Annotated in this window: 18 protein-coding genes; 9 read left to right on the forward strand and 9 right to left on the reverse strand. The window is 62.7% G+C overall.

Annotation, left to right across the window (positions count from 1 at the left end; translation table 11 throughout):
* Positions 1 to 12: 12 nt before the first annotated feature.
* Positions 13 to 1560, reverse strand: a complete 1548-nt coding sequence (gene bchE, locus AC0NIE_RS03205; protein ID WP_473488430.1) for a magnesium-protoporphyrin IX monomethyl ester anaerobic oxidative cyclase — start codon at positions 1558 to 1560, stop codon at positions 13 to 15.
* Between the two features lie 119 nt (positions 1561 to 1679).
* Positions 1680 to 2156: an Lrp/AsnC family transcriptional regulator gene (locus AC0NIE_RS03210; RefSeq protein ID WP_029347288.1), complete on the reverse strand. Its 477-nt coding sequence runs from the start codon at positions 2154 to 2156 to the stop codon at positions 1680 to 1682.
* A 135-nt stretch (positions 2157 to 2291) separates the two neighbouring features.
* Between AC0NIE_RS03210 and phhA the strand changes: the two genes are divergently transcribed.
* On the forward strand, positions 2292 to 3128 hold the full coding sequence (gene phhA / locus AC0NIE_RS03215) for a phenylalanine 4-monooxygenase (RefSeq protein ID WP_192364451.1): 837 nt from the start codon (positions 2292 to 2294) through the stop codon (positions 3126 to 3128).
* Between the two features lie 247 nt (positions 3129 to 3375).
* Here phhA and AC0NIE_RS03220 read toward each other — a convergent pair whose 3' ends face one another.
* Positions 3376 to 4137 (reverse strand): GGDEF domain-containing protein, encoded by a 762-nt coding sequence (locus AC0NIE_RS03220; RefSeq protein WP_473488429.1) that lies wholly within the window; start codon positions 4135 to 4137, stop codon positions 3376 to 3378.
* 161 nt (positions 4138 to 4298) lie between these two features.
* Between AC0NIE_RS03220 and AC0NIE_RS03225 the strand changes: the two genes are divergently transcribed.
* Entirely contained in the window at positions 4299 to 5006 is a 708-nt protein-coding gene (locus tag AC0NIE_RS03225; protein ID WP_473488428.1) for a pyrimidine 5'-nucleotidase, read from the forward strand.
* A 39-nt stretch (positions 5007 to 5045) separates the two neighbouring features.
* Here the strand turns inward: AC0NIE_RS03225 and AC0NIE_RS03230 are convergent, their stop codons facing one another.
* Positions 5046 to 5885 carry an LOG family protein gene (locus AC0NIE_RS03230; protein WP_082982714.1) on the reverse strand — a complete coding sequence of 280 codons (840 nt, stop codon included), beginning with the start codon at positions 5883 to 5885 and terminating at the stop codon, positions 5046 to 5048.
* 159 nt (positions 5886 to 6044) lie between these two features.
* Between AC0NIE_RS03230 and dapD the strand changes: the two genes are divergently transcribed.
* The 6 genes from dapD to AC0NIE_RS03260 all read left to right on the forward strand — a co-directional run bounded on the left by dapD (position 6045) and on the right by AC0NIE_RS03260 (position 11324).
* Complete coding sequence (dapD, locus tag AC0NIE_RS03235) at positions 6045 to 6899, forward strand: 2,3,4,5-tetrahydropyridine-2,6-dicarboxylate N-succinyltransferase (protein ID WP_473488427.1); 855 nt, start codon at positions 6045 to 6047, stop codon at positions 6897 to 6899.
* 27 nt (positions 6900 to 6926) lie between these two features.
* Positions 6927 to 7298 carry a DUF805 domain-containing protein gene (locus AC0NIE_RS03240; protein ID WP_473488426.1) on the forward strand — a complete coding sequence of 124 codons (372 nt, stop codon included), beginning with the start codon at positions 6927 to 6929 and terminating at the stop codon, positions 7296 to 7298.
* 21 nt (positions 7299 to 7319) lie between these two features.
* Positions 7320 to 8042 (forward strand): hypothetical protein, encoded by a 723-nt coding sequence (locus AC0NIE_RS03245; protein WP_473488425.1) that lies wholly within the window; start codon positions 7320 to 7322, stop codon positions 8040 to 8042.
* Between the two features lie 84 nt (positions 8043 to 8126).
* Entirely contained in the window at positions 8127 to 9296 is a 1170-nt protein-coding gene (locus tag AC0NIE_RS03250) for a GGDEF domain-containing protein (protein WP_123146162.1), read from the forward strand.
* A 232-nt stretch (positions 9297 to 9528) separates the two neighbouring features.
* On the forward strand, positions 9529 to 10728 hold the full coding sequence (gene dapE / locus AC0NIE_RS03255) for a succinyl-diaminopimelate desuccinylase (protein WP_473488424.1): 1200 nt from the start codon (positions 9529 to 9531) through the stop codon (positions 10726 to 10728).
* 2 nt (positions 10729 to 10730) lie between these two features.
* The gene (locus AC0NIE_RS03260; protein ID WP_473488423.1) at positions 10731 to 11324 is read left to right on the forward strand and encodes a transporter; all 594 of its coding nucleotides are present in this window, start codon (positions 10731 to 10733) and stop codon (positions 11322 to 11324) included.
* On the opposite strand, the gene truA is transcribed toward AC0NIE_RS03260, so the two are convergent.
* Genes truA through def form a run of 4 tightly spaced genes read right to left on the reverse strand, consistent with a single transcriptional unit; the run spans position 11321 to position 14090 of the window.
* Positions 11321 to 12076, reverse strand: a complete 756-nt coding sequence (truA, locus tag AC0NIE_RS03265; RefSeq protein ID WP_123146159.1) for a tRNA pseudouridine(38-40) synthase TruA — start codon at positions 12074 to 12076, stop codon at positions 11321 to 11323. The genes AC0NIE_RS03260 and truA overlap by 4 nt on opposite strands.
* A gap of 17 nt (positions 12077 to 12093) precedes the next feature.
* A complete protein-coding gene (locus tag AC0NIE_RS03270) occupies positions 12094 to 12603 on the reverse strand; it encodes a GNAT family N-acetyltransferase (RefSeq protein ID WP_473488422.1) in 510 nt (169 codons plus the stop codon).
* Positions 12600 to 13535, reverse strand: a complete 936-nt coding sequence (fmt, locus tag AC0NIE_RS03275) for a methionyl-tRNA formyltransferase (RefSeq protein ID WP_473488421.1) — start codon at positions 13533 to 13535, stop codon at positions 12600 to 12602. Before fmt ends, AC0NIE_RS03270 begins: the two co-directional genes overlap by 4 nt.
* A 9-nt stretch (positions 13536 to 13544) precedes the next feature.
* Positions 13545 to 14090: a peptide deformylase gene (def, locus tag AC0NIE_RS03280; protein WP_473488420.1), complete on the reverse strand. Its 546-nt coding sequence runs from the start codon at positions 14088 to 14090 to the stop codon at positions 13545 to 13547.
* 105 nt (positions 14091 to 14195) lie between these two features.
* Here def and AC0NIE_RS03285 point away from each other — a divergent pair, with 105 nt between their 5' ends.
* Positions 14196 to 15455 carry a DNA recombination protein RmuC gene (locus AC0NIE_RS03285; protein ID WP_473488419.1) on the forward strand — a complete coding sequence of 420 codons (1260 nt, stop codon included), beginning with the start codon at positions 14196 to 14198 and terminating at the stop codon, positions 15453 to 15455.
* A gap of 4 nt (positions 15456 to 15459) precedes the next feature.
* On the opposite strand, the gene AC0NIE_RS03290 is transcribed toward AC0NIE_RS03285, so the two are convergent.
* Positions 15460 to 15864 (reverse strand): GFA family protein, encoded by a 405-nt coding sequence (locus tag AC0NIE_RS03290; RefSeq protein ID WP_123147327.1) that lies wholly within the window; start codon positions 15862 to 15864, stop codon positions 15460 to 15462.
* Positions 15865 to 15935 lie beyond the last annotated feature (71 nt).

Genomic DNA, 15935 nt, shown 5'->3' on the forward strand with positions numbered 1-15935 from the left:
GCATTGTTGGGCTCAGGCGCTCGGCGAAATCCCGATGGCGGGTTCGGCAGGCTTGCGGACCTGATGTACGAACGTCATCGATTGCTCTTCCTCGTCCTGCGGTGCACCCCAGAACGCGGCCAGCGTCGGCCCGTCCTCAAGACGGCGATCCCGCGCGAGAAAGCCCCAGACTTCACGGAACCAGACGCGGCGGCCGATTTTCGTATACCAGCGCATCGAATGCCGTTGCTCTGGATCCTTGTGGAACAGGATGCGCGCCAGGGCCTTGGGCCGGGACTGCACCGCCAGTTCGATCAGTTTGACGCTGAAGAACAGCATCCACGGCTTGAGCCGGGTCATCTGCAGCACCTGATGCTTGTAGTCCCACAGGCGGGCGTCCAACTGGACCACCTTGCGGTCTCTGGCGATCCGGAAGAACGGCGTCCAGCGGTGCGGCGTGACATAGAGCGCCTGGATCTGATCCGGGTCATAAGCGATGAGCTGGCGAAAACCGCGCCAGAGATCGCGAAAACGCTCGTCCTCGAAACCGGCCACCCAGGTCGCCATCGACAGGATGCCATTGAGGCGCAGCAGCCGGATCGCCTCGCGGTCGGATGAAGTCCTGCCGCCCTTGCGGATCAACGCAAGCGTCTGCTCGTCGGTGTTTTCCATGCCCAGCAGCCAACGGATGACCCCTGCCTTGCGGTAGAGATACAGGCTGTCGGCATCGCGAACGATGTCGTCGGCGCGGGTTGAGCCGACGATCAGCACCGGCACGTTCTGCGCAATCATCGCATCGAGAAAGGCGCGCCAGGCTTTTTTGGACGAGGTCGGGTTCTCGTCGGCAAGGTTGATCAGCTCGACGCCGTGCTCGCGGTGCAGCCAGGCGATCTCCTGCGCGAATTTCACGGGGTCGCGATGCCGCCATCGCGTCCAGAAGCCGCGCTGGCCGCAATAGTTGCACAGATGCGGGCAGCCTCGGGAAAACTGCATGACCACCGCGCGCTTGCCGCCCCAATAACTGTAACGACTGACATCGATCAGGTCCCAGCCGACGCGGTATTCATCAAGGTCGGCGATGGTGCCTGCCGGCTTGGTGGCAAAGGGACGGCGCAAATCGTCGCGAAAGGCGATGCCCGCCACGTCAGACAGCGGCCGGCGCCTGTCCAGCGCCTCGACCAGGGCTACGATGGTCGCCTCGCCTTCGCCGCGCACGATGAAGTCGAAGACATCCGTTTCGGCAAGGATGTCGCGCCAGTCATAGGTCGGGAACACACCGCCATAGATCACCATCGTCGCCGGGCCGCGGTGCTTGACCATTCGTGCAATCTCCAAGGCTGTCGGGTGCGCCGAGGTCGAACCGGAATGGCCGATCAGAATGCAATCGGGATGATCGCTCAACGCATCTTGCACAGCCGCGGCAAGCGGCATCGGTCCGAACTCGGCATCGACGAGCCGCACGTCATGGCCGGCGTCGATCAGGGGGCCGCCCAGTGCCAGCAGGCCGAGCGGCGGCAAATGGTCGTCGGGCACGCGGCTGCCGATTGCGGTATGCGGCGGATTGATCAGGACGATTTTCATGAAGGACCTTTTGCGATGGCGGTCCGGTCATCCTGGTCGGCGATCTGGGCCTGCAGCTGGCCCGGTTCAGCAGTTTCCGTGCAGCTTTTCCGCAGAAATGCAGACGGCGAGATATAGACTCATCGCCTGAGGTGCCCAAGCGGTACGTGGCCCGGCCCCTTGATGTTCTGCAGCACGAGCTGCGTGTGGACATCGCGCACGCCGTCGAGCCGCATCAGCCGGTGCATGACAAAGGCGTTGAGCTCATCGACCGACGGCACCATCACATGCAGCAGGAAATCGTAGTCGCCGGTCATCGTCCAGCAGGACGACACCTCGTCCATGCGCTGCACGGCGGCGATGAAGGTTTCGGGCGAACCGTCGCTGTGGGTTACCAAGCGCACCTGAATGAACACTTCGACCATCAGGCCGATGGCGCGGCGGCTGAGCACAGCGGCAAAGCCCTTGATGATGCCGGCGCTCTGAAGAGCCTCGAAGCGGCGCGCGCATGGCGTCGTCGAAAGGCCGATCTCCTGGGCCAGTTCGGACACCGGCTTGCGCCCATCACGCTGCAAGATATCGAGCATCTTGATCTCAAAATCGTCAAACTGAGGCACTTTCACTCTCCTGCAGCTTTTCTGTGGTGGCTTTTACCTCAAATCGCCTGTTCGGGCCATCATCAAAGCGGATTTGCCTCACCGGACCCGGCTAAACTTTTATAATGTTAATCGTGATTTCCAGGGAGAACAGCCATGACGATGAGCGTTGCCGATTACGCCCGCGAATGCGCGGCACAAGGCCTTCGCGGCGACTATTCGGTCTGCCGTGCCGATTTCACCGTTGAGCAGAGCTACAACTACACTGCTGACGAGCAGGCGGTGTGGCGTACACTGTGCGACCGCCAGACGAAGCTGACTAAAAAGTTGGCACACCGGTCCTATCTCGACGGCGTCGCCACGCTGGGTCTGCTCGACAAGATTCCGGATTTCGGTGTCGTCAGCGAAAAGCTGCGCAAGCTTACCGGTTGGGAAATCGTCGCCGTGCCGGGCCTCATTCCCGCGCCAGCCTTCTTCGTCCACCTCGCCAACCGCCGCTTCCCGGTGACCAACTGGCTGCGGACGAAACAAGAGCTCGACTACATCGTCGAGCCGGATATGTTCCACGACTTCTTCGGCCATGTGCCGGCGCTGACGCAGCCGGTCTTTGCCGATTTCATGCAGATGTATGGCGAGAAGGCCGAGCATCTGATCGCGCTCGGCGGCGACGAGATGATCAGCCGCCTCTACTGGTACACTGTCGAATACGGGCTGATACAGGAAGCAGGCCAACCGCTGAAGGCTTTCGGCGCCGGGCTGATGTCGTCCTTTGCGGAACTTCAATTCGCGATTGAAAGCAAGGACGCGCACCATGTCCCCTTCGATCTGGAAACAGTGATGCGCACCAGCTACGAGATCGACAAGTTCCAGCGCGCCTATTTCGTGTTGCCGTCCTTCGACGTTTTGCGCGATGCCTTCCAAAACGTCGCCGAAATGGCAGCGATCATCGGACGCCACAAGGGCAAGCCGCCGCTCGACCCGGCGAAACTTTAGATGCTGGGCAGGCTCGGACGCTCCAGCCGATCGGCGCCGGCGTTATTGGTGGCGCACTGTGGCCACGATCCCTCGGCAGGCCGGCTGAGCCGGCCTTCTACACGCCGATCACCTTGCCGAGGTGGTCGCCCAGCCGGCAGGCCAATGCCAATTCCGTGCCAAGACCTAGCTGCACACTTTGCTTAAGCCGTGTAAGCGGCCCGGCTGCGCCCAAACAGCGTTAGGATTTCTCAATGAGCGGGACCGCTCAGGCCGCTTCGGAAATGTCCCTGTCCAAGATGGCCAGATTGCGGCCGCGATGCTTGGCCTGGTAAAGGCGGTGGTCGGCGGCACGCATCAGATCCGATACGCCGGCATCCTCGCCGCAGGTGACACCGCCGATGCTGACGGTGAGGGGTATGACCCGCTCATCGACGGGACGGAAGCGGATCAGCTCGACTTCACCGCGAATGCGTTCGGCGACGCGTTTGGCTTCCTGTTCGGTGGCGCCGACCAGAAACGCACCGAATTCCTCGCCGCCGATGCGGCCGATCACGTCGCCGCTGCGCACGCCGCGCTCGATCGCGCTTGCAATCAGAAGCAGCGCCTCGTCGCCGGTCAGATGGCCGTAGCTGTCATTGATGATCTTGAAGTGGTCGGCATCGATGATCAGCAACGCACCGCGATCGGATTTACGCCGGGAGGCCTCGAGCGCCGCAAAGAAGCTCTCGCGGTTGAGCATGCCGGTCATGTCGTCGCGGCTCGCCTTTTCCGACAGGCGCCGATGCGCTGCGGCGAGCTGTGCATGAGCGCGGGCGAGGTCGCGATGGGCGCTTTTCAACCTCTCACCCTGCCAGAAGGTGTAGGCGCTAGCGATCCAGGCAAGCGCGAGCGGGCAGACCGTTGATGTTAGCCAGATCGTGCGGTTGAACGGGAAGCCGATTGCCGGGACGATGATCAGCGTCAACAAAAGCGAGGCCGCGACGGAGGCGAAAGCGACGGCGGCAGACTTCAGAAATATGCGGCTCATCGCTGGTTCCCCCTGAACCGACTCTGTGCCAGCAAGCCCTGAATGCCACCTTTCGGCGATGCTTAAAATTTGAATCATGGCGCCATTTTCGCCACTCGCAACGCGCATAAGTTGTGGATAAAGCCTCTGCCAAAAGCACTGCTTCGTGCCATAAGGATTGCATGACCACGCTCCCGGATCCCGCCCGTTTTGCCCATGTCTCCGACTGGGTGTTCGACCTCGACAACACACTCTATCCGCACCATTCGAACCTGTTCTCGCAGATCGACGTGAAGATGACCGCCTATGTCGGAGAACTGCTGACGCTGCCACGCGACGATGCCCGCAAGCTGCAGAAGGAACTCTACCGGGAATACGGCACGACGCTGAACGGTCTGATGGCGCGCCACGGCATCGATCCCGACGATTTTCTCGAGAAGGTCCATGATATCGACTATTCCTGGCTGGTTCCCGATCCCGTTCTCGGCACCGCCATCCGCCAGCTTCCCGGCCGCAAGTTCATCTTCACCAATGGCGACCGCAGGCATGCCGAACGCACCGCGCGCCAACTCGGCATCCTTGACCATTTCGACGACATCTTCGATATCGTCGCTGCCGGGCTGAACCCCAAGCCGGCGCGCCGCACCTACGAGAAGTTTGCGGAACTCCACGCCGTCACCGGCCACAATGCGGTGATGTTCGAGGATCTGGCCCGCAACCTGTCCGTGCCGAAATCGCTGGGCATGACCACGGTGCTGGTCGTGCCGCGCAACTTCGAGCCGACCTTCTCGGAGATCTGGGAACGTGACCCGGCCAACGAGGACGATGTGGATTTCGTCACCGACGACCTTGCCGAATTCCTCACCGCGATCGTCGACGTCACCGCTTGAGGCAGTTGCTTCGTGCAGCCGGATCGATACAGCCCACGGCTAAAGCTTGTAGAAGCGGCTGATGATCCCCCAGGCCTCGTCGGCGGTGTCGACGAAATCGATGATGTCCTGGTCGCCGGGGGTGATCGTGCCTTGCTCGGCGAGGAAATCGAGGTCGATCGCCCGTTTCCAGAACGCCTTGCCGAACAGGATCACCGGCACGCGCTCCATGCGGCCGGTCTGGATCAGGGTCAGCGTCTCGAAGAATTCGTCCATCGTGCCGAAGCCGCCCGGAAACACCGCGACAGCCTTGGCGCGCATGACAAAGTGCATCTTGCGGACAGCGAAATAGTGGAAGTTGAAACATAGCTCCGGCGTCACATAGGCATTCGGCGCCTGCTCGTGCGGCAACACGATGTTGAGGCCGATCGACGGTGCGCCGACATCGTCGGCGCCGCGATTGCCGGCTTCCATGACCCCGGGTCCGCCGCCTGTCACCACGACGAATTCGCGATAATAAGAGGTGGCCGACTGCTGCGAGCAGAGGCGGGCGAATTTTCGCGCTTCCTCGTAATATTTACTGTTTTTCTCGAGGTTCTTCTTCTGCGTCTCGTTTTTGGCTGCCCAGGCTTCACCGTCCGGCTCGGGGATGCGCGCCCCGCCGAACAGGATGACGGTCGAGCGGATGCCGCGTTCGGCCAGGATCATCTCCGGCTTCAACAGTTCGAGCTGCAGTCTGACCGCGCGCAATTCGCGCCGCGTCATGAAGTCGGGATCGTTCCAGGCCAGCCGGTAGGTCTCGGCACGCGTCTGCGGCGTGTCCGGCACGCTTTTCGACCGCTCCAGATCCTCGTCCGAATGCGGCAGCGGCGTCCACCCCGCCTTTTCCATAGGAGTCATATTACCTACCCGTCCAATTATTCACTTGCCCAATTATTCACTGGCGCCGTCCCGTGACGCAGCCGCGATTGACCCTCACCAAGCCTTCACATAGGGTCCGGCGACTTTCAAAACAGGTTAAGGTGCGGCCCCTTAACAGCTTGGTAATGGAGCGAATTCATGTCGAAGCCCGAACTGGCGAGTCTCGAAAACACAGTCGAAGAAGCCTTCGAGGAACGCGAGACGATTTCGACGGCAACCCGCGGCGCGACGCGCGACGCCATCCAGTCGGCGCTCGACCTGCTCGACCGGGGTATCGCCCGCGTTGCCGAGCGGCAGGCCGACGGCAAATGGCATGTCAACCAGTGGCTGAAGAAAGCGGTGCTGCTGTCGTTCCGGCTCAACCCGATGGAGATCATCAAGGGTGGTCCCGGCCAGGCTGTGTGGTGGGACAAGGTGCCGTCGAAATTCGACGGCTGGAGCGCCATCGATTTCGAGAAGGCAGGTTTCCGCGCCGTGCCGTCGTCGATCGTGCGGCGCTCCGCCTATGTCGCGCCAGGTGCCGTGCTGATGCCGTCCTTCGTCAATGTCGGCGCCTACGTCGACAGCGGCACCATGGTCGACACATGGGCCTCGGTCGGCTCCTGCGCCCAGATCGGCAAGAATGTGCATCTGTCGGGCGGCGTCGGCATCGGCGGCGTGCTGGAGCCGATGCAGGCCGGCCCCACCATCATCGAGGATAATTGCTTCATCGGCGCACGCTCCGAGGTGGTCGAAGGCTGCATCGTGCGCGAGGGCTCGGTGCTCGGCATGGGCGTCTTCATCGGTCAGTCGACCAAGATCGTCGACCGCGCCACCGGTGAGGTCTTCTACGGCGAAGTGCCGGCCAATTCCGTCGTCGTCGCCGGCTCGATGCCCGGCAAGCCGTTGCCCAATGGCGAGCCCGGTCCGAGCCTCTACTGCGCCGTCATCGTCAAGCGCGTCGATGCCAGGACCCGCTCCAAAACCTCGATCAACGAACTGCTTCGCGATTGATCGTTCGCAAAAAACGGACGCACCCGCTTGCTCGACAAACCTCGATTTCTATGGCTTTTCTTCAGCCTTTCCGGGCGAGTGAACCCCAGTGCCTACGTTTTGGCCGGTCTTTTGCCGCTCCTGGTTCAGCTTTTCCTGCTCTACCAGTTCTCGCGAACGCCGCTAGGCACTGCCGCAAGTCAGTACTGGGCGCTCGCCTGGTGGATCGCCGTGGTTGTCTCGACATGGTCGACCTTTGCGCTAACGGCGAAGCGGTTCCATGATTTCGGCAAGCCTACCTACTACGCATTGATCTCTCTCATCGTCGGCGCCATTCTCCTTATTATTTTGGCCTTCTTCAAAAGCGATCCCGGACCCAATCGCTACGGCAAACGCACCAATGCGCCGGCCGAATCCTGAGCGCCGGTCGGGTATCTAGCCATGCGCTACCGCACGCTTGATTCGAAACTGATCATCGAAACTGCCGAGCGACTGGAAAAACGCGTCTCCGAGCGTTTTCCCGATGCAGGCTTGCGTGGCGTCGCCATCGAACTCGTGTCGCTGTCGCGTGATCTGGCCAAGGCGGCGAAGGCGCTGGAAGCGCCGATCTGGTGGCTGCGCGGCGTCGTCATCGCCGCCATTGCCGCCGGCGCGCTGATGTTCCTGTTCGTCGGCACCATCCTGCCGCTCGGCCGTATCTCGGGAACCAACGATGCCGTCCAGTCGGTGCAAGGCATCGAATCCCTGATCAACATGATCATCCTCGCGGTGCTCGGCTTCCTGGCCCTGATCCGAACCGAGGAGCGCATCAAGCGCAAGCAGGTGTTTCGCAAGCTTCACAGCTTGCGATCGCTGATCCATGTCATCGACATGCATCAGCTGACCAAAGATCCGGCAGCGCTTTCAACCGATTTCAAGCCGACATCGCATTCACCGGCACGCATAACCGACCGTGCCGATCTCGCCCGCTACCTCGACTATTGCTCCGAAATGCTGTCGATCACCGGCAAGATCGCCGCGCTGTTCGCCCAGTCGGTCAACGACAATGTGGTCGTCGATGGTGTCAACGACATCGAAACCCTGAGCTCCAACCTGTCGCGGAAGATCTGGCAAAAGATCACCCTGATCGACGGTTCGTTGCGGTCGGCTCGTCCAGGTACCTAAGCTAATCTTAATCACCTTGGTCCAGCATGCCCGTGGAGACTGTGTCGCCCGGCACGGAGCGCTCGACTGGCACACGACGAACCCTTGGCCAACCCGAAAACGCGCGGAAAGCGAAGTGCCGGCGCGCGGCTGTTCGCCTGGTTTTCTTCGCCGATGAGAGCGGAACCGGAAGCTGTCCGTGCGCGGCTTCTCGATACCGCCTTCGACCGCAAATTCGCTGTCCTGTTCGGCACCATCAGCGTCCTGGTGCTGGCAGTCAGCGCCGCGGTCGTCACCGGCGACCGGTGGCCTTACGCCTGGATCGCGGCCGACCTCATCCTGTTTGCCGTCCGCTTCCTGCTGATGCGGGAATGTGAGCGGGCCCGCAAGCGTGGGGGAACGGGGCCGCTGGCAGGCCTCATGGCCGCCGGGGGCCCGTGGTCGGTGATTTTCGGCCTCGGCTGCTATGGCTGCGTCGTCAGCGGGCATATGGCGCTCGCCGTTTTGGCTGCCCTGAATGTCGCAGGCGTCGTCGGCGTGGTGTCGTCGCGCAACGCAGCGACTCCGCGCTACGCCATATTCGTTATGCTGGCCGTAGGCCTGCCTTTCCTGGTTGGCGCGCTGTTTTCTCCAGCGCCCGGAATGTCTATCGTCGGATTTCAAGTGCCGTTCTATGTGGCCGGCGTCATCATCGTGTTGCTTCAAAATCATGCGATTAACGCCCGCATGATCCGCGCCGAACTGGACAATCGCGATCTGGCGATCAAGGACGCCCTGACCGGCCTGCCGAACCGCATCTTCCTCCAGGAGAAACTGCGCGGCATGTGCAGCGAGCTTGCGGCGCCGGCCGCAAACGGCGGCAGGCCGTTTGCCGTGCTCAGCATGGATCTCGACGGCTTCAAACACGTCAATGACCGCTTCGGCCACGCGGTCGGCGACATGCTGCTGCGCAAGGTGGCCGAACGATTGAAACGCGCTTTCCGAGCGGGGGATGTGGTCTTTCGCATCGGCGGTGACGAATTCGTCATCCTGCTGCCCGACACATCCGAGATTGAAGCCACCTACCTGGCAAAGCGGGCCATTGAGAAGATTTCGGTGCCTTTCGACCTTGGCGTGGGCACCGCAATACCCATCGGGTTGAGCATTGGAAGCGCCTTTGCGCCTGCCGACGGCGGCGAGCCGGAACTCCTCCTCACCTGTTCCGATCACGCGCTCTACGAAGCCAAGCGCACCGGCAAGGGCCGTTACTGGGCGCATGTGCGGGCCGCGAACTGACGATCCTAGTGAGCATTGGGCCTTTTGTCGCCTCCGTCCATCCAATATCCAGCCTAAAAGCGCGTTGGGTCTGAAGCGATTCGTGCGACGCGCTTTAAGCCCGAGCGCATGCTTTTGGGCGACATGCGTTAGGCCTTCGACTATACGCCATGAGAACCATAATGTCGGCGGGATGGCTGGCCCTTATGTCTGGCCGTGACAGGCCTTGCGCTTTCGACTATCGCTTTTGCCCATGACGTTGCCGACCGATCCTGCTGGAAATCTCGCCGCCCTCATCCGCTGCCCCTCGGTGACGCCCATTGAGGGCGGGGCACTGAGCACACTGGAAACAATGTTGAAACCACTCGGCTTTTCCGTCGAGCGGCCGGTATTTTCCGAGGACGGCACACCCGATATCGAAAATCTCTATGCGCGGCGGTCCGGCAACGGTCCGCACCTGATGTTCGCCGGGCATACCGACGTGGTGCCGGTCGGCGACGAGGCCTCATGGACGCATCTGCCTTTCGCCGCCGAGATCGCCAAAGGCGAGATGTTCGGCCGCGGTGCCGTCGACATGAAGGGCGGCATCGCCTGCTTTATCGCCGCGGTGGCGCGCCATCTCGGTTCGAAAGGCGGTCTGAAAGGCTCGGTCTCGCTGCTGATCACCGGCGACGAAGAAGGGCCGGCCATCAACGGCACGACAAAGCTACTCGAATGGGCGGCCGCCAAGGGCGAGAAATGGGATGCGTCGATCGTCGGCGAGCCGACCAATCCCAAGGCGCTGGGCGACATGATCAAGATCGGCCGGCGCGGCTCTTTGTCCGGCAGCATCATCGTCAGCGGCCGCCAGGGCCACGCCGCCTATCCGCAGCTTGCCGACAACCCGGTGCGCGGGCTGATGACGCTGGTCGACGCCTTGCTGCATCCGGTCTTCGACAAAGGCACCAAGGACTTCCAGCCGACCAATCTGGAGGTGACCTCGATCGATGTCGGCAATCCAGCCACCAATGTCATTCCGGCAAAGGCGACCGCCACCTTCAACATCCGCTTCAACGACACATGGACCGCCGACACCATCCAGGCGGAAATCCACAACCGTCTCGACAAGGCGGCGAAGCGCAAGAAATACCGGGCCGGCAAGACGACCCCAGTCGATTACGAACTCGTCTGGCGCGACCGGCCGAGTCACGTCTTCCTCACCCGAGACGACCGGCTGATCGAAGCGCTCAGCGGTTCGGTCAAGGCGGTGATCGGCAGGAAGCCGGCGCTTTCCACCTCCGGCGGCACCTCCGACGCGCGCTTCATCAAGGACTATTGTCCGGTGGTCGAGTTCGGGCTGGTCGGCAAGACCATGCACATGGTCGATGAACGCGTCGCGCTTGCCGACCTCGAGACGCTGACGCAGATCTATCAGCGTTTTATCGAAGACTGGTTCGAGCGAGGCATACCGTAATCATGCTTTCGTCGGATGAAACCTATGCTTCGCTGACCGGCGCCTGGCGACTGATGCTCGGCAAGGCCGACGGGCTGCGCCAGCTCGACCTTTCGGCCGACGGTTTCTGGAATTCCTTCTTCGCCATCATCGTCGCGGCACCGGCGCTGATCGTCGGCTGGGTCGGCCTTGCCAACGAGATCGGCGATCCGAATGCATTCGCGGGGCGCTTCAGCATGCTGATCCGTCTGGCGACGGTCGACATCGGCGCCTGGGTGTTGCCGCTCGTTGGCCTTGCCCTGGTCGCGCCGCGCGCCGGCATTGGCGGACGCTTTGTCCACTATGTCGTCGCCAGCAACTGGGCGTCGGCGATCATCGCCTGGCTGATGCTGCCAGCGGCGTTGATCAGGCTTTTCCTGCCGTCCACCAACGAGTTCGCCGTACTGGCGTCGCTGCTTTTGTTTGCGTTGTCGATGATCCTGACCTGGCGGATGACAAACGTCGCCATCGGCAGGGGCGCGGCTGTCGGCACCGCCGTCTTCGCCGGCATGTTCCTGGCGTCGCTGGTCATTCTGTTCGGCCTGCAGGCGCTGCTCGGCATCGGTGCGCCGAATTAGTCGACTTTCGGATAATCTACCCCAACGAGAAAAAGGCCGTCGGGCGGCGCCACCTGGCCACAGGCTGCACGGTCGCGCGCGCCGAGCGCCGCCTTCAGGTCGGCAATTGTCCAGCCGCCTTCGCCGACGCGCTTCAGCGAACCGACCATCGAGCGCACCTGATTGTGCAGGAACGAGCGCGCCGAGGCTCGCACTTCGATCACGTCCCCCAGCCGACTGACATCCAGCCGATCGAGCGTCCGCACCGGGTTGTCGGCCTGACATTGGGTCGAGCGGAACGTGGTGAAATCATGCCGCCCCAGCAGCACCTTTGCCGCCTCGTGCATGGCCTCGGCGTCGAGCCGCTTCGGCACCCACCAGATCTTGCCCTTGTCGAGTGCCGCCGGCGCGCGCCGGTTGACGATGCGGTAGAGATAGTGGCGGCCGATCGCCGAGAAACGCGCATCGAAGCTATCAGGCACGACGGCCGCCTTGAGGATGGCGATGCGCGCCTTGGCCGTTTGCAGGTGGGCATTGACGGCATCGCGCACCTTGTCATCAGGCCATGCCTTGACGAGATCGACATGCGCCACCTGACCGGTCGCATGGACGCCGGCATCGGTGCGGCCGGCGCCGCGCAGCGAGACCCGTTCGCCGCAGAATTTCTCGATCGCCTGTTCGATCGCCTGCTGCACCGAAGGTTGGTCTGCCTGGCGCTGCCAGCCGGCATAAAGGCTGCCGTCATATTCGATGTCGAGGCGAAAACGCGGCATTCCTAAGCAGGATGAGGTTAGGCGGCGAGCGCGGAGCTAAAAGCCGAAGCATAGACCAGCTTGCCGGTCTCAGGCGCCTCGCCCCAGGCCAGCGCCTGCAGGGCTTCGCCCTGATACTCGCTTTCGAACCTTTCGGCGCGCGCATGACTGTAGCCGAAGCGGCCATAATAAGCGGGATCGCCAAGCACAACCGCCAGCACCTCGCCGGCGTCCTTCAGCCGGATATGCGCCTCGCGGACCAGCGCACCGCCGATGCCAGTGCCATGGAATGACGGCTCGACCGCCAGAGGCGCCAGCGCCACCGCCGGAAAGCTCTTGCCGCCGTTCTGCACGAAAAGCCTCGAAAACAGGATATGGCCGACCACCTGTCCATCTTCTTCCGCCACCAGTTCGACGATGGCATCGCCGCCGCTGACCAGCGCGTCGACCAGTCCGGCCTCCGCCTGCTGGCCGAAGGCGTGTTCCTCGACGAGGCGGATCGCCTCGCGGTCCCGCGGCGTTGCCGCGCGTATCGACATCATGCTCATGAGAATTTCATTCCTTCTTCGAGCTTGGCCCCGCGCAGAAATTCCTGCGCGGCAATGGGCCTTCCGCCCGCACGTTGAACTTCGACCAGCCTGATCGCGCCTGACCCGCAGGCGACCGTCAGCCGGTCGTCGAGAATTCCTCCCGGCTCGCCGGCGCCATCCGAAAGCGTCGAGCGAAGCAGTTTCAGCCGCTCCAAGCGGCCGCCAATTTCGGTCTCGCACCATGCGCCGGGAAAGGGCGACAGGCCGCGAATATGATCGTGGACTTCGCCAGCAGGCCGCGTCCAGTCCACGCGCGTCTCCGCTTTATCGATCTTTTTGGCGTAGGTCACCCCCTCCGTCGCCTGTGCGGTGAATGTCAGGGCATCCCGTTCCATTCGTGCCAGCGCTTTCGCCATCAGCGCGGCACTAATGTGCATCAACCGCTCGTGCAGTTCGCCGGCCGTCATGTCGGGGCCGATGGCGCATTTTTCGACCATCGCCACCGGGCCGGTGTCCAAGCCCTCCTCCATCCGCATCACCATCATGCCTGTCTCAGTATCGCCGGCCATGATGGCGCGCTGGATAGGGGCGGCGCCGCGCCAGCGTGGCAACAGCGACGCGTGACCATTGAGGCAGCCGAGCCGCGGCGCCTCGAGAATTGGTTTAGGCAACAGCAATCCATAGGCGACGACCACGGCGACATCGGCCCGCAGGGCGCGGAACGCCTGCTGCTCGGCCTCGCTTTTCAGCGACACCGGCGTTCGCACCTCGACGCCCAGCCGCTCCGCCTCGCGCAGCACCGGCGACGGCGTCAGTTCCAGGCCGCGCCGACCGGCGGCGCGCGGTGGCTGGGTATAGACGGCTTCTATCTCATGCCCGGCTTCGGCGATCGCCCGCAGCGTCGGCACGGAGAATTCGGGCGTACCCATGAAGATGACGCGCAGGGGCATTTTTGAGCCCTATCCCACCAACTTACCCGGCGCCTTGCTGCCCGGCGTCTTCTCCCTCGCAAGCTTCTTGAATTTCTTCACCACCATGTCGCGCTTCAATTTCGAGATGTGATCGATGAACAGAACACCGTTGAGATGGTCGATTTCGTGCTGCAGGCAAGTCGCCATCAACCCTTCGGCCCCGATCTCCTGTAGCTTGCCATCGCGATCGAGATATTTCACCCGTACGGCGGCAGGGCGCTCGACCTCGGCATAGTAATCCGGGATCGACAGGCAACCCTCCTCGTAGACCGAGCGCTGATCGGCGCTCTCGAGGATCTCGGGATTGATGAAGACATGCGGCGCCGGCGGCTCGTCTTCCTTGGCGAGGTCGATCACCAGCATGCGCAGCGGCTCGCCGACCTGGATCGCCGCCAGACCGATGCCCGGCGCATCATACATGGTGTCCAGCATATCGTCGGCCAGTTTGCGCAAAGCGGCGTCGACGCGCTCGACCGGTTTCGAAACCTGGCGCAGGACGGGATCGGGAAGGATGATGAGCGGCTTGATCGACATGGCGTCTCACCTAAGACCTCGCACGAAAAGCGTCAACCGGGGCATTTGCAGCGCCGTTCACGTTTTGATCTGTGCCGTCAGACCGAATCATCTATGCTGCCCCATATGAATGACCTGACCACCATCCTGTCCGAACCAATCGCCCGGCTCGGCGCCACCACGATCACGCTCGGTCACGCACTGGCATTCGGCGCGATCCTGTTTCTGGGCCTGTTCGTGGCGCTCGCCGTCGCGCTCTGGCGCTCGGCCAAGGCGCGTGCGGTGGCTGCCGCCGAAGCCGCCGACCACGCCCGTGACGCGGAGGCGCGGATGGCCGGCATTTTGCAAAGCCAGGCCGAGATGCAGGGCCGCATCGGCGCCATCGCCGAAGTGTTCGGGGCGCGGCAGGCCGAACTCACACAATCGATCGGTCAACGCCTCGACGCGATGACCGGCCGTCTCGGCCAGACCATGACCGAGCAGACGAAATCGACGCATGAGAGCCTCGCCAGACTGCAGGAGCGGCTGGCGGTCATCGATACGGCGCAGGGCAACATCCAGTCGCTCGCCGGCCAGGTCGTTCAGCTTCAGGCGATCCTCTCCAACAAGCAGACGCGCGGCGCTTTCGGCCAGTCTCGCATGGAGGCTATCGTCGCCGACGGCCTGCCGCACGGTGCCTACGAATTCCAGGCGACCTTGTCGAACGGCAGCCGGCCCGACTGCCTGGTGAAGATGCCGAATGGCGCGCCCGCACTTGCCATCGACGCCAAGTTTCCGCTGGAAGCCTGGAACGCCATCCGTGCCGCCGAAGGCGTCGATTTGCAGAAGGTCGCAGCCCAAGCGTTTCGGCGCGACATCGAGGTGCACGTCCGCGATATTTCAGAAAAATACCTGATCCAGGGCGAGACGCAGGACACCGCCTTCATGTTCGTGCCGTCGGAATCGGTGTTCGCGGAGATCCACGAGAATTTCGAGGGGATTGTCCACAAGGCGCACCGTGCCCGAATCGTCATCATCTCGCCGTCGCTGCTGATGCTGTCGATCCAGGTCATCCAGGCGATCCTCAAGGACGCCCGCATGCGCGAGCAGGCGCATCTGATCCAGGGCGAAGTCATCCGGCTGATGGAGGATGTCTCGCGCCTCGACGAGCGGGTGCGCAAGCTGCAGAGCCATTTCGGCCAGTCGGCCAAGGATATCGACGATATCCTCGTCTCGACGTCGAAGGTGACCAAGCGCGGCCAGAAGATCGAGGCGCTGGAGTTCGGCGCGCAGCCGACGGAGGGCGACGCCGGATCGGGGGCCAGCGCGAAGGCCGAAGCGGGTGCGCGCGTCGCCGACTCCAAGACCGGTCAGCTGAGACTAAGGGTCGTCGAAGGCGACGACTGAGAGGCTATTGCTCCTCGACGGTCGTCATGCCTTCGAACTCGGGCAGCCAGTGCAGCGCCGAGCGGTGCCATATCTGTTTTCTCGGGATCAGTTGTTCGCGCTGCCGCGCCGTGCCGACTCTGATGCCGTAGACTTTCGGCCCGTCGCCGACCGACGTGGCATAGAGGTGCGAACCGCACTCGCCGCAAAAGGCCTGGGCGCGCCTGGCGCCGCTCGATGCGATCTTGATGTAGATCTTCGGCGTGCCCTTGGTGATCCGGTAGTGGTCCTCCGGCGCCGGCACGGTCACGCGGAAGGCCGTGCCGGTCAGCTGCTGACAATCGATGCAGTGGCAAATACTGGTCTTTTCCGGATCGACCTCCGCTTCGTAGGTGATAGCGCCGCAATGGCACCCGCCGTCGATTTTCATCTTCGCTCCTCCCTTCGGCTGCGCCTCGACGCGTTCGAGCTTAACGGCGCAGCCGCCGCAGTTCCACAGGC

The sequence above is a fragment of the Mesorhizobium sp. WSM4842 genome, from assembly GCF_055901575.1.